The organism is Streptomyces sp. CNH189 (assembly GCF_000527195.1).
Map to the genome: position 1 here is coordinate 89,015 of NZ_AZUS01000007.1, position 13,381 is coordinate 102,395.

Consider the following 13,381-nt stretch of genomic DNA (forward strand, 5'->3'; position numbering starts at 1 on the left):
GCCCGGAAACGGGAGGTGGCGGCTCAGGTCCGTACCTGGACCAGCGCGTGGGTGCCGCCGGTGCGCCAGCGCCCGCCCTCCTCCGCGTCCAGCGCCGCCTCCGTCTGCGGGGCGAGTCCGGTGATCACGTCGGACTTCAGGGTGCGCAGGGCGGCGACCGGTCCCGGGAAGTAGGCGGTGACGTCGGAGAACGGGGTGGTCGGGGGCCAGTAGCGGTCGCCCACGAGGCGGCGGTAGTTGAGGTCGCCCTTGAGGACGGTGACGGTCGTGGCGGCGAAGTCGGCGCGCAGGTCGTCCGGCATGTCGGCGTACGGCAGGGGCGCGCAGGAGAAGGGGTGGGCGCGCAGGACGAGCCGGCCGTCGGTCAGGGCGGCGCGCAGGCCCTGTCCGTACGCCCCGGCGGCCCCCTTGGCGCCGGTGAGCCGGTGCACCGCGTCGAGGACGTCGGCCGTGGTGGCGTCGGAGACGTAGTACGGGTACGGCTTGACGTGCAGCACCGCGCGGGCGACGCGACCGGAGGCCAGCAGGTGGGCGATCAGCAGCAGGTCCGGGACGAGTTCGCGGCCCGCGTTGTCGGCGACCAGGCACAGGGCGCCGGCCGGGGAGCCGTCGAGCAGCGCCCACAGGCGCTCGCTGTCGTCGGCCACCAGCGCGGGGACGGCGGCGGTCTCCTCGGCGCCCTCGTCGGACAGGCGGAAGCCGAGGTCGGCGCGGTTGCCCCAGAGGGAGCCGTGCAGCAGGGCGCGGGCCCGCTCGTCCTCGGGGCGGCCCTCGAGGTCGTCGAGCGCGGCCAGTTCCTCGTCGGTGGCGGGGGCGTCGAGTTCGGCGAGCTTGGCGGGGCGGAAGGGGTCGATGCCCTGCCAGGGGCCTGGTGCGAAGTAGCCGACCGCATGGAGCAGTTGCCGGTAGAACCAGCTCTCCGACCACAGCCAGGGCACGTCGTACCAGGAGCGGCCGGCGTGGGCGTCCATGCCCCAGGCGGCCCAGCGGTCGCGGTCGTGGGCGTCGGCGGGCAGGGGGGTGACGGTGCCCTCGGTGCAGTTCGCCAGCAGGGCGTCGAGCGCGCGTCGCTGATCGGGCCCGTACGGGAGGGCCTCGGCGATCTGCCGGAGGATCGCGGGATGCCGCTCGGCCAGCACGCCGTGCGGGAAGGTGCCGGGCTCGTCGGCGACGATCACGGGGGCGGCGGGGGTGTCGGACATGGGGCTCACCGTAACCCGGGGGCGCACGGCGCGCCGGGTGTCACAGCGGTGCGATCTCCCGTTCCAGCCGTGCGGCGAGGGAGAGGTAGCGGGCGCGGCGGGTCACGGGGACCAGACCGCGGACGAGGAGTTGCCACATCTCGGCCGTGCGGCGGGGCTGGCGGGTGACGTCTTCCCGGGTCCGGCCGACCACCCGGGTGCCGACGAAGAAGCAGACGAGGGAGTGGGCGACGGCGTCGATGTCGACGTCCGGGTGGACGTCGGACTCCTCGACGGCGCCCTCAAGCCGGGCCGTGACGATGTCGAGCCATTCGGTGAAGGGGTGGCTGAGCGGCGGGCGCGGCCGGGTGCCGCCGGTGGCCAGGCGCAGCCCGGCCCGCAGCACCGGGTCCTCGGCGGACATCCTGGCCACGCAGAAGGTCAGGCGCATCAGCGACTCCAGGGAGGTGCGGCCCCGGGTCGCGGTGTCCCGGGCGAGCCGGCGGCAGGTCGCGGACTGGAGCTCGAGGACGGCGTGGGCGAGGTCCTCCTTCGCGGCGAAGTGGAAGTACAACGCCCCTTTGGTGACCCGGGCGTGCTCGACGATGTCGCTGAGACTGGTCGATTCGTAGCCCTGCCGGTCGAACAGGTCGGCGGCGGCCGTGATGATCGTCGCGCGCGTCTTCTCGGCGCGTACCTGCCTTGCCATCGACTGCACTCCTGTGTGGCCGGAAAGCGACGGTCCATGCCGTTTGTTTTAACGCCCTGTACACGATAACTCACTGTCCGCGGGCAATCATCACCCCGTCGGGCGCGCGCAGTTGAACAAGGGAGGCAAAAGCGGCGTATGCCGCAGAACGAAACAGCGCGCCGGGTCTCCGCACGCCGTGCCGGGCCGCCCGGAGCGGAGGGCGCACACCCGCACCGCCTCTGCTCACGGTTCATCACAATGCGGCAGCGACGCCTCACTTCGCGTGGCTGTTCACTTGACGACCAGTGGTTCCACGCGGTTGGCTCCGGCCAGCGAGAGTCACCCGGTCGGCCGCACGCTGCGGCGGTCCGGACCCCCGTGCTCTCCCCTGCACTTGCTCTGCCGCACAGCGAGGTCCGCGCTCCTCATGAACACTCGTCCCCCGTCCCGCCGCATCCCGAGACGCCGTACGGCGGCCGTGGCGGTCGCCATCGGTCTGCTGACGGCCGGCTGCTCCGTCTCCGCGACGGACGAGGGGCCCTCGGACGCGACGGGCGGCTCCGGAGGGATGCGGGTCGCCCTGGTCACCCACGGCAGCGAGGGTGACGTCTTCTGGGACCGGGTGCGCAAGGGCGCCGAGGCGGCGGCCGCCCGGGACGGCATCGAGCTGACCTACCTCAGCGACCCGGACGCGGCGGGCCAGGCGGACCTGGTGCGCCAGGCCGTCCGGGACGGCGTCGACGGCATCGCGCTGACCCTGGCCAAGCCGCAGGCGATGAAGGGCCCGGTCAACGAGGCGCGGGCCGCCGACATCCCCGTGGTCGGGCTCAACTCGGGCCTCGACGCGTGGAAGAAGGCCGGACTGCTGGCCTTCTTCGGCCAGGACGAGAGCCTGGCGGGCAGGGCCGTCGGCGAGAAGCTGAACGACCTGAAGGCCAAGCACACCCTGTGCGTCGTCCACGAGCGCGGCAACGTCGGCCTGGAGGCCCGCTGCGCCGGGGTGAAGAAGACGTTCCGCGGCACGACCGAGAACCTCTACGTGGACGGCACCGACGAGCGGGCCGTCTCCGGCATCGTCACGGCCCGGCTGCGCCAGGACCCGACCATCGATCAGGTCGTCACCAACGGGGCCGACGTCGCGCTCACCGCGGTCGAGGCGGCGGCGGAGGCGGAGAGCGACGCCGCCGTCGCCACGTTCGACCTCAACGAGGACCTGGTGGACGCCGTGCGCGGCGGCAACGTGCGGTTCGCCGTCGACCAGCAGCCCTACCTGCAGGGCTACCTCGCCGTGGACGCGCTGCATCTGTACCGGACCAACGGCAACGTCAGCGGCGGCGGGATCGCGCCCGTCCTGACCGGGCCGGCGTTCGTCACCAAGACGCAGGCGGACTCGGTCGCCCGGTTCGCCGCCGACGGAACCCGCTGACAGGCCACCCGTGCGTACCGTCCCCCTCACCCGACCGCTCTAGGACCACGATGTCTTCTCGGACAGGTGCCCGGCGCCGTCTCGGCTCCATACGCCTTTCGTTGATCCTGCTCGCCCTGGTGCCCTGCGTCACCCTCGCGGCCCTGTGGGGCCTGACGACGATCCGCATGTTCTCGGAGGGTCTGGAGCTGCGGTCCCAGACGCAATTGAGCCGTGACACCGGCGCGATGGGCACCCACGCCACGCTCGCCCTGCAGCGGGAGCGGCGGCTGACGGCGGCCTGGCTGGCCGGGCCGGGGGGTTCGCGGTCCGCGCTCGACGCCCAGCGCCGGACCACCGACCGGTCGGTGGCGCGGCTGATGGGACAGGCCGACGCGATCGCCGAGGCGCCGGCGCGCGTCTCCGACCGGCTGTACTCGGTGCTCGGTTCGGTGGGCAGCCTGGAGTACTACCGGGACCAGGTCGACAGCCCCCGCGACATCACCGCGGAGGAGGCGCTGGAGCAGTACACCTCGATCATCGACGACCAGATCCACGCCTTCCAGGAGCTGTCCCAGGTCGACGACGGAGACCTGACCTCCGAGGCGCAGCCGCTGGTGTCGCTGGAGCACGCGGCGGAGCTGGTCTCCCGGGAGGACGCGCTGCTCACCCTGGCGTGGCCGTCGGGCCGTCTCGACGCCGAGCGCCGGCAGGAGTTCGCCGCGCTGGTGCACACCCGGCGCTGGCTGGTCGGGGACCAGATCGTGCCGTCGCTCAGCGGCGGCATCAAGACGCAGGCCGAGGAGATCCTGCAGAGCCCCGCGTGGCGGGCGCTGGAGGCGGTGGAGGACCAGGTGCTGGCCACCCCGGCCGACGGGGAGGCCGGTGAGATGGAAGTGCCGGACCTGAAGGACCGCTGGGACGAGGCCATGGACACGGTCTCCCCGCGCTACAGCACCATGATCCGGGAGCAGACCGACGCGCTGCTCACCCGCAGCGCCGACGAGGCCCGCAGCCTGCTGGTGACGGCCGCGTCGCTGAGCGCCGCCGGGCTGCTCGCGCTGCTGCTGTGCGTGGGGCTGTCCTGGCGCATCACCCGCTCGCTGTCCCGCCGGCTGCGCGGGCTGCGGCTCGCCACCCTGGGCCTGGCGCAGGAGCGGCTGCCCGACGTGGTGGCGCGCCTGGAGCGGGGCGAGAAGGTCGACGCGGAGTCGGCGACCACTCCCCTGGACTACGGCCACGACGAACTCGGGCAGGTGGCACAGGCGTTCAACACCGCGCAGCGCACGGCCGTGCACACCGCGGTGGAACTCGCCGACACCCGGCGCGGCTTCCAGAAAATCATCCTGGGCATCGCGCGGCAGAGCCAGAACCTGGTCAACCTCCAGCTCAGCAAGCTCGACGCGCTGGAGCGCCGGCACACCGACCCCGAGGTCCTCAAGGGCCTGTACGAACTGGACTCCGCCGCCAGCCAGTTGCGCCGGTACGAGGAGAACCTGGTCATCGTCAGCGGTGAGCGTCCGGGGCGGACCTGGAGCGAACCGGTCGCGCTGATCGACATCCTGCGCAGCGCCGTCGGCGAGGTGGCCGAGTACCAGCGGGTGGAGGTGTTCACCGACGAGGAGGTGGCACTCGCCCCGCCGGCGGTCGCCGACGTGATCCACCTGCTGGCCGAACTGATCGACAACGCCACCGTGTACTCGCCGGCGCCCGGTCCCGTCACGGTGCGCGCGGCGATGGTCGCCAAGGGCCTCGCCGTGGAGGTCGAGGACCGGGGCCTCGGCATGTCGGAGGAGGACTACGACTCCCTCAACGGGCAGTTGGCCAGGCCCCCGCAGTTCGACGTGGTGGCGCTCGCCGACGACCTGCGCCTCGGCATGTTCGTGATCTCCCAGCTCGCGCACCGGCACGGCGTCACCGTCACCCTGCGCCCGTCGCCGTACGGCGGGACGACCGCGATCGTGCTGGTCCCCCACGACGTCGTGGTCCGCGACGCCGAGGCCGCCGACGGCACGGCGGGCGCCGCGAAGCCCGACGACGTGGACGGTGGGCCGGAGACGCGCCCCGCCCGTGCGGCGGCGGACACCGCCGCTCCGGCCACCGTGCCCCGGACCGCCGCCCCGCAACGGTTCGTGCCCGCGCGGCAGAACGACGCGGCCGTCCCGGGTTCCGGCGGGCTCGCCCCGCTTCCCCGCCGGGTGCCGCAGACCAGCCTGGCCGCCGAACTGCTCGAGGAACCGGCGCCCTCGCGGGAGCCCGAGGACGCGTCCGACGAGGAGTTCACCGCGGAGCGCGCCGCCTCCTCCCTCGGAGGCTTCCAGCGCGGCACGTCCAAGGCCCGGGACGCCGTCGGCGGGCCAGAGGGCGATGACCGCGCCGCGCCGGACGGGAAGCCGGACCACGAGGACACCCCGCAGGACCCGCCACCGCGCGTGCCCGCCTCCTCCCCCGGGCACCCGACCCCGACCGCTGACGCCGACCGCTGAACGCCGACGAAGGAACACCGCCATGACACGCCCCCTGCCCGCCACCCACACCCAGCTCGACCAGCTGCTGACCGGACTCGTGGAACGGGTCGCCGACGTGAACCAGGCCGTGGTCCTCTCCGAGGACGGCCTGGTGGTCAGCAAGTCCACCGGCTTCCTGCGCGACGACGCCGAACGCCTGGCCGCCACCGCGTCCGGTCTGATGAGCCTCAGCAAGGGCGTCAGCATGGACTTCCGCGGCGGCCCGGTGCGCCAGGCGCTCATCGAGATGGCGCACAGCTACCTGATCCTCACCTCGGCCGGGCCCGGCGCCCACCTGGTGGTGCTGACGGGTCCGAAGGCGGACGTCGGCGTGGTGGCGTACCAGATGAACATGCTGGTGAAGAAGATCGGCGAGCACCTCAGCGCGGCCCCCCGGGACGCCGGCGGTCCCGCCGTCGACCCAGGCGTGTGACGTGGGCGGCAGCGACTCGGCGGGCCGGCTGGTACGGCCGTTCACCCTGACCGGGGGCCGCACCCGGCCGAGCCGCGCCGACTTCACGCTCATCACGACGGTGACGGCGGTGGACCCGCAGCCGGAGACGGCCGCCCGGCCGCAGCCGGAGCACACGCGGATCCTGCGGCTGTGCGCGGAGCCGGTGGCGGTCGCCGAGCTCGCCGCGCGGCTCGACCTGCCGGTGAGCGTGGTCGTCATCTTGCTGAGCGACCTGCTGGAGGCGGGCCGGATCACCGCCCGCGCGCCGCGTTCCGTCACCACTCCGGATCCGGACCTGCTGCAGAAAGTGAGGGAGGGCCTTGGCCGGCTCTGACACCACCGCCCGGGCGTCCGCGGACCGCGGAGCGCCCGACACGGTCAAGATCCTGATCGCCGGCGGCTTCGGCGTGGGCAAGACGACCATGGTCGGCTCGGTCAGCGAGATCAGGCCGCTGCGCACCGAGGAGTCGCTGACCATGGCGGGGCTGGACGTCGACGACCTGGACGGCGTGGAGGAGAAACGTGTCACCACGGTCGCGATGGACTTCGGCCGGATCACCGTCTCCGACGACCTGGTGCTGTACCTGTTCGGCACGCCGGGACAGCAGCGGTTCTGGTTCATGTGGAACGACCTGGCCCTCGGCGCCCTGGGCGCGGTGGTCCTGGTCGACGTGCGCAGGCCCAAGTCGAGCTTCGCCGCGATCGACTTCTTCGAGCGGCGGGGCATCCCGTTCGTGGTCGCCGTCAACGGCTTCCACGGCGAGCACCCGTACCCGGCGGAGGACATCCGGGAGGCGCTGACGCTGCCCGTGGAGGTGCCCGTGCTGCTGTGCGACGCGCGGGAGCGGGAGTCCTCCCGGGACGTGCTGATCGCGCTCATCGACCTGCTGATCGCGCAGGCGGCCACGGTGGGCTGAGCGTGTCCACGGGGTACGGCCGGATGAAAGCACCCGCGGAGGGTGCCGGCCGGATCAACGCACCCATGGAGGGTGCGGCCGGATCAACGCACCCACGAGGTGCCAACCGGGAAAGCCCGCCCGTGGGACGCGACCGGGTGAGCGCACCCACAGGATGCCGGCCGGAGGAGCCCACCCGCAGGGTGCCGGCCGGGTGAGCACCCGTGGGGTGCGGCTGCCGCCGCACCCCACGGCGCGCCTCAGGCGAGACCGGCGGACTTCAGCCAGGCCTTGGCCACGTCCAGCGGGTCCTTCTTCTCCAGCTGCACCTGGGCGTCCAGGTCGAGGAGCGTCTTGGTGTCCAGCTTCGCGGAGACCGCGTTCAGGGCCTCGACGCCCTCCTGCGACAGCCCGTCCTTGCGGACCAGCGGGGTGACGTTGGCGAACCCGAAGAGGTTCTCCGGGTCCTTCAGGACGACGAACTTCTCCTTCACGATCGTCGGGTCGGTCGTGAAGACGTCCGCCGCCTGGACCTCGTTCTGCGCGAGGGCCGCCTGGGTCAGCGGGCCGCCCGCGTCCAGCGCCTTGAAGGTCTTGAACTTCAGCCCGTAGACCGCCTCCAGGCCCTTCAGGCCCTGCTGCCGGGTCTGGAACTCGGGCGAGCCGCCGATCGCCAGCTCGGGCGCGACGTCCTTGAGGTCGGCGAGCGTGGACTCGGCGGTCAGGCCGTACTTCTTCGCCGTAGCGGCGTTGACGCTCACCGAGTCCTTGTCCTCGGCCGGCGAGGACTCCAGCAGCGTCAGCTGCTTGTCCAGCTTGGCCTTCGCCGCCTCGTTGACCGCGTCGGCGGAGGTCTGCTCCGCGTCGGCGTCGAGGTAGGCGAGGAGGGAGCCGTTGTACTCCGGAAGGACCGTCACCGAGCCGTTCTTCATCAGGCCGTACGTGGTCTCACGGCTGCCGATGTTGTGCTTGTAGGTGACCTTCAGGCCCTTGGCGCGAAGCGCCTCGCCGTAGATGTCGGCGAGCAGGGTGGACTCGGCGAAGTTGTTCGAGCCGACGACGACGGTGCCGGCGTCCGCCTTCTCGCCGTCGAGCGGGTTCTCGGAGGTGTCACCGGAGGAACAGCCCGCGAGCAGCGCCGCCGCGGCGGCGAGCGCGACGGCCGCCGCCCCGGTGTGCCTCTTGGTGGGTCTGCAGCTCTTCGCCGTGGAAATCATTAACCGATCCAATCCAGCCGTTTCACGGTCGGTCAAGACCGTTGGGGTTACGTTTGTCGCACAGCCGATCGAATGTCAGCGGCGGCGCACTCCGGGCGACACCGCGAACCGTCCCGCGGCCCAGAACAGAGCGAGGGTGACCAGCGCCAGAACCGCCACCAGCGTCGCACCGCCGACGACCTTCTCGTAGTCGCGCTGGTACAGCCCGTCGATGATGTACCGGCCCAGCCCGCCGAGGCTGACGTAGGCGGCGATGGTGGCCGTCGACACGATCTGGATGGCGGCGGTCCGCAGACCGCCGAGGATCAGCGGGAGCGCCACCGGCACCTCCACCCGGAACAGGATCCGCGACTCGTGCATGCCCATGCCGCGGGCCGCGTCCACCGGCGCCGGGTCGACGGTGCGGACCGCCTCGTACGTGGTCACCAGGATCGGTGGGACGGCCAGCACGACCAGCGGGATCATGACGGGCAGCAGCCCGAAGCCGATGAGCAGCACGGCCAGCACCAGCAGTCCGAAGCTGGGCAGGGCGCGGGCCGCGTTCGCGACGAAGGTGATCGCGTTGCCGCCGCGTCCGGTGTGACCGGTCAGCAGCCCGACGGGCAGGCCGATCGCGGATGCGATCGCGAGGGCCAGCAGCGAGTACTGGACGTGCTCCACGAAGCGCGTGGGGATGCCGTCGTAGCCGTGCCAGTGGGCGTTGTCGCTGAAGAACGCCTGGACGAAGTTGAGGACGTTCACCGGACGGCACCCTTCGCGAGGAGTTCCTCACGCGGCGGCGCGGCCGGTTTCCGGCCGGGCATCCAGGGCGTCAGCGCCCGGCGCAGGGCGACCAGCGCGACGTCGCACAGGATCGCCAGGGCCGCGGTGGTGAGCACGGCGTTCATCGCGAGTTCGGGCCGGTCGTACTTCTGCGCGGCGGCCAGCAGGTTGCCGAGGGCGCCCTGGTTGCCGATGAGGGCGCCGACGCTCACCAGGGAGATGCTGGACGCGGTGGCGACCCGCAGCCCGGCGATGATCGCGGGCGCGGCGATGGGCAACTGCACCTGTACGTAGCGCCGTACGGGACCGAAGCCCATGGCGGTGGCCGCGGCGAGGGTCTCGTCGGACACCGAGCGCACACCGTCGACGATCGCCGGGACCAGCACCACCAGGCTGTACAGGGCCAGCGGGATCATCACGGTCAGTTCGGTCTGGCCGGTGTAGTCGATGAGCACGACGAAGAACGCCAGGGACGGCACGGCGTACAGCACGGTCGTCACACCGAGCACCGGCGGGTACAGCCAGCGGAACCGGCCGCACAACAACGCCAGCGGCAGCGCGAGGAGCAGCCCGGCGGCCACCGGCAGCAGGGCCTCGCGCAGGTGCAGCCCGATCAGGCCGGCCCAGCTGTGCTGGAGGTCGCTGGGGATGTCGAAGAAGCCGCTCATCCGGCGACCTTCTCGTCCTCGCCGCGCGCCGACGCGGGGGCTTCCGGCGCGGCCCCGGCGGATGCGGTGCCGGCCGCCGTGTGGGCGGCACGGACCGCCTCGCCGATGGTCTGCTGGGAGACCACCCCGGTCACCCGGCCGTCGCCGTCCACGGCGACCGCCCAGCCGGTGGGCGAGAGGACCGCGCAGTCGAGCGCGACCCGCAGCGAGTCCGTACCGGGCCGGAACGGGCGCCCGTAGGGCAGGAGCGGGCCGGAGTCGCCGGTGCTCCCGCGCTCGCGCCAGCCGAGCGGGCGGCCGTCGGCATCGGTCACCAGCAGGTACGGGGCCTTGGGGGCGGTGAGGCGTTCGGCGGGGGCGTCGGCCGCGACCACGGCGTCGGTGGTCAGCTCCAGCGTGCCGGAGGTGAAGAAGGAGAGCCGGCGGATGCCCCGGTCGGCGCCGAGGAAGTCCTCGACGAAACCGTCCGCGGGGTTCGACAGCAGTTCGGCGGGCGGGGCGTACTGGGCGAGCCGGCCGCCCTCGCGCAGCACGGCGACCATGGTGCCGAGCTTGACCGCCTCGTCGATGTCGTGGGTGACGAAGACGATGGTCTTGCCCAGTTCGTCCTGGATGCGCAGCAGTTCGTCCTGGAGTCCCTTGCGGACCACCGGGTCGACGGCCGAGAACGGCTCGTCCATCAGCAGCACCGGCGGATCCGCGGCGAGCGCCCGCGCCACCCCGACGCGCTGCTGCTGGCCACCGGAGAGCTGGTACGGGTACCGCTTCGCGAGCGAGGTGTCGAGGCCCACCCGCTCCATCAGCTCCGCCGCCCGCTCCCGGGCGCGCTGCTTGCCCCAGCCGAGCATGCGGGGGACGGTCGCGATGTTGTCGACGATCGTGCGGTGCTGGAAGAGGCCCGCGTTCTGGATGACGTACCCCATGGAGCGGCGCAGGGTGGTGACCGGCTGCCGCTGCACGTCCTCACCGTCGAGGAGGATCGTCCCCTCGGTGGGCTCGACCATCCGGTTGATCATGCGGAGGGTGGTCGTCTTGCCGCAGCCCGAGGGTCCGACGAGGACGGTGATCGAGCGGTCGGGGATCTCCAGCGACAGCCGGTCGACCGCCACCGTGCCGTCCGGGTACCGCTTCGTGACTGAGTCGATCCGTATCAAGACGCCGCTTGCCCTTCGGGTGGCTGAGGATGGTCGGCCGGAGTCGACCGCGCCGCGTGCCGGTCGAGTGTAGACGGCGGCACCGACGACGCCCCGGGTGTCACGGGACCCCGGCGGCGGGGCGGCCCAAGGCCAGGTCGGCACCTGCCCGGATCCCGGCGGGGCAAACCACCCGCTCCGTGCGGGCGGCGGCCCGCGTCCTGTCGGTTCGCTGTCGGTTCGCTGTCGATCGGGCTCCGGTCGTGCGGGGGCCTCGGGCGCGGGCGATGCCGTGCCGCAGTATGGGCGCGTGGACAGAGTGCGCGTACTCGTGGTGGACGACGACCCTCCGATAGCCGACCTGGTGGCGACGGTCGCCCGGTACGAGGGCTGGGAGGCGGTCACCGCCCACTCGGGCGAGGAGGCGCTGCGCCGCGCCGCCGCGTTCCGCCCGGACATCGTGGTGCTGGACCTGATGCTGCCGGACGTCGACGGCTTCGGGGTGCTGGACGGGTTGCGCAGCTCGGGGCGGATGGTGCCGGTGGTGTTCCTCACCGCCCGGGACGGGGTCGCCGACCGGGTGGCCGGGCTCACCCGGGGCGGCGACGACTACCTGGTCAAGCCGTTCGCCGTGGAGGAGCTGATGGCGCGGCTGCGCACGGTGCTGCGGCGCAGCGCGGGCCCGGACTTCCAGCGGTCGGTGCTGCGGGTGGGGGACCTGTCGCTGGACGAGGACACCCGGGAGGTGCGGCGTGGCGAGCACCTGCTGGCGCTCACCCCGACCGAGTACGAGGTGCTGCGCTACCTGATGCGCCGCTCGCCGACCGTGCTGACGAAGGCGCAGATCCTGGACCACGTGTGGGAGTACGGCTTCGGCGGCCGGGCCAACGTGGTGGAGCTGGTGGTCAGCCGGCTGCGGCGCAAGCTGGACGCCACCGGCGCGCCGCTGATCCGGACCGTGCGGGGCTTCGGGTACGTGATCCGGCAGGCGGCGGAGTGAGGGCGGCGGCCCGACGGCTGCGGGACGTCCACCGGCGGATGCGGCTGGGCACCCGGCTGGCGCTGGGCCTCGGGGTGCTGTCGCTGGCGGTGTTCGCGGTCGTCGGCACGGCGCTCACCGCCTACATGCGGGACTATCTCCAGCAGCAGCTCGGCGACCAGCTGAAGCTGATCCAGACCGTGCAGGCCAAGGACGCGGCGGCGCACGGCACGGTGCGGCGCAAGCCGTACTACGGCTGGTACACGGCGGTGTACGACGTCACCGGCGACGCGGTCCGTCTGCGCCGGCCCGCCGACGTCCCCGCCGACACCGGCCCGCTGGCCGACCTCGCACGGGCGATGGCGCACTCCGACACGGAACTGATGCGCACCGCGCGGGTCGACGGGGAGGGTACGTACCGGCTGCGCGGCTGCGAGGTGGAGCCGGGGGTGGTGCTGGTGAGCGCCGCCCCCGTGGAGGACGTCGAGAAGACCGTCGAACGGCTGGTCACCGTGCAGGTGGTGGTGTTCGCGCTCGCGCTGGCGGCGCTGGTGGTGTTCGGGCGGCGGATGCTGCGGCGCGGGCTGAAACCGCTGAGCGACATGGCGCACACCGCGCACGGCATCGCCTCGCACGACCTGACCGAGTCGGCGGCCCGGCTGCCGCTGCGCGCGGACGGACGCGACGGCGGACGCGAGGTGGCGGAGCTGCGCACGGCGTTCAACACGATGCTGGAGCACATCGACGACTCGCTCGCGGTCCGCGCGCGGGCCGAACAGCGGCTGCGCCGCTTCGTCGCGGACGCCTCGCACGAACTGCGCACCCCGCTGATGTCGGTGCGCGGCTACGCAGACCTGTTCCAGTACGCCGCCGCGAACGAACCCGCCGAGCGCGAGCGGCATCTGGCCCGGCTGCGGGCCGAGGCCGCGCGGATGGGTGTCCTGCTGGACGACCTGCTGCTGCTCGCCCGGCTGGACGCGGCGGAGGCGGAGGCGCCGCTGCGTCCGGCCGACACGGATCTGACGGAACTGGTGCGGCAGGCCGCGGACGCGTTCCGGGCGGCGCGCCCGGCGCATCCGCTCACGGTCACGGCCAGGACCCCCGGCGCCCTGGTGCTGCCCCTCGATCCGCAGCGGGTGCGGCAGGTGCTGGACAACCTGTTGGCCAACGCGGCCGTGCACACTCCGGCCGGCACCCCGGTGTCCGTCGAGGTCTCGGTCTCCGCTGACGCGGCCCTGGTGCGGGTCGCCGACGCGGGCCCCGGCATCCCGGCCGAGGACCGGGAGCGGGTCTTCGACCGCTTCCACCGCGTCGACAAGGCCCGCGGCCGGGACCGCGGCGGCAGCGGCCTGGGCCTGTCGGTCGCCCGCTCCCTGGTCCTGGCCCACGGCGGCGACATCACCCTGACCGCCGAGCCGGGGGCGACGGTCTTCACCGTACGGCTGCCGCTGCGAGGGGTGCGCTGAGGTCCCGGGCGCCCACCCGGCC

General features: G+C 72.9%; 13 protein-coding genes. 7 read left to right on the forward strand and 6 right to left on the reverse strand.

The genetic code is table 11. The annotated features are described in order from the left end of the window. Window positions 1–23: 23 nt before the first annotated feature. Both B100_RS0111920 and B100_RS0111925 read right to left on the reverse strand, forming a co-directional pair. Window positions 24–1,202 carry a damage-control phosphatase ARMT1 family protein gene (locus tag B100_RS0111920; RefSeq protein WP_024884664.1) on the reverse strand — a complete coding sequence of 393 codons (1,179 nt, stop codon included), beginning with the start codon at window positions 1,200–1,202 and terminating at the stop codon, window positions 24–26. 40 nt (window positions 1,203–1,242) lie between these two features. Continuing rightward, window positions 1,243–1,890 (reverse strand): ScbR family autoregulator-binding transcription factor, encoded by a 648-nt coding sequence (locus B100_RS0111925; protein WP_024884665.1) that lies wholly within the window; start codon window positions 1,888–1,890, stop codon window positions 1,243–1,245. 409 nt (window positions 1,891–2,299) lie between these two features. Between B100_RS0111925 and B100_RS0111930 the strand changes: the two genes are divergently transcribed. Genes B100_RS0111930 through B100_RS0111950 form a run of 5 tightly spaced genes read left to right on the forward strand, consistent with a single transcriptional unit; the run spans window position 2,300 to window position 7,155 of the window. Then, a complete protein-coding gene (locus tag B100_RS0111930; RefSeq protein WP_024884666.1) occupies window positions 2,300–3,298 on the forward strand; it encodes a substrate-binding domain-containing protein in 999 nt (332 codons plus the stop codon). A 50-nt stretch (window positions 3,299–3,348) separates the two neighbouring features. Beyond that, window positions 3,349–5,763, forward strand: a complete 2,415-nt coding sequence (locus B100_RS0111935) for a nitrate- and nitrite sensing domain-containing protein (protein WP_024884667.1) — start codon at window positions 3,349–3,351, stop codon at window positions 5,761–5,763. Window positions 5,764–5,785: 22 nt separating this feature from the next. Next, window positions 5,786–6,217, forward strand: coding sequence for a roadblock/LC7 domain-containing protein (locus B100_RS0111940; RefSeq protein WP_024884668.1), 432 nt, complete (start codon window positions 5,786–5,788; stop codon window positions 6,215–6,217). Between the two features lies 1 nt (window position 6,218). Beyond that, complete coding sequence (locus B100_RS0111945) at window positions 6,219–6,572, forward strand: DUF742 domain-containing protein (protein WP_024884669.1); 354 nt, start codon at window positions 6,219–6,221, stop codon at window positions 6,570–6,572. Then, a complete protein-coding gene (locus B100_RS0111950) occupies window positions 6,559–7,155 on the forward strand; it encodes an ATP/GTP-binding protein (protein ID WP_024884670.1) in 597 nt (198 codons plus the stop codon). Before B100_RS0111945 ends, B100_RS0111950 begins: the two co-directional genes overlap by 14 nt. A gap of 239 nt (window positions 7,156–7,394) precedes the next feature. Here the strand turns inward: B100_RS0111950 and B100_RS0111955 are convergent, their stop codons facing one another. The 4 genes from B100_RS0111955 to B100_RS0111970 form a co-directional block, all read right to left on the reverse strand. Then, window positions 7,395–8,351, reverse strand: a complete 957-nt coding sequence (locus B100_RS0111955; protein WP_024884671.1) for an ABC transporter substrate-binding protein — start codon at window positions 8,349–8,351, stop codon at window positions 7,395–7,397. Window positions 8,352–8,426: 75 nt separating this feature from the next. Then, window positions 8,427–9,092: an ABC transporter permease gene (locus B100_RS0111960; RefSeq protein WP_024884672.1), complete on the reverse strand. Its 666-nt coding sequence runs from the start codon at window positions 9,090–9,092 to the stop codon at window positions 8,427–8,429. Continuing rightward, the gene (locus B100_RS0111965) at window positions 9,089–9,781 is read right to left on the reverse strand and encodes an ABC transporter permease subunit (protein ID WP_024884673.1); all 693 of its coding nucleotides are present in this window, start codon (window positions 9,779–9,781) and stop codon (window positions 9,089–9,091) included. Before B100_RS0111965 ends, B100_RS0111960 begins: the two co-directional genes overlap by 4 nt. Further along, window positions 9,778–10,935 carry an ABC transporter ATP-binding protein gene (locus B100_RS0111970; protein WP_024884674.1) on the reverse strand — a complete coding sequence of 386 codons (1,158 nt, stop codon included), beginning with the start codon at window positions 10,933–10,935 and terminating at the stop codon, window positions 9,778–9,780. The genes B100_RS0111965 and B100_RS0111970 overlap by 4 nt, the downstream gene beginning before the upstream one ends. Window positions 10,936–11,224: 289 nt before the next feature. Here B100_RS0111970 and B100_RS0111975 point away from each other — a divergent pair, with 289 nt between their 5' ends. Beyond that, window positions 11,225–11,914 (forward strand): response regulator transcription factor, encoded by a 690-nt coding sequence (locus B100_RS0111975; RefSeq protein ID WP_024884675.1) that lies wholly within the window; start codon window positions 11,225–11,227, stop codon window positions 11,912–11,914. Between the two features lie 38 nt (window positions 11,915–11,952). Continuing rightward, the gene (locus tag B100_RS0111980) at window positions 11,953–13,359 is read left to right on the forward strand and encodes a sensor histidine kinase (protein ID WP_037722612.1); all 1,407 of its coding nucleotides are present in this window, start codon (window positions 11,953–11,955) and stop codon (window positions 13,357–13,359) included. Window positions 13,360–13,381 lie beyond the last annotated feature (22 nt).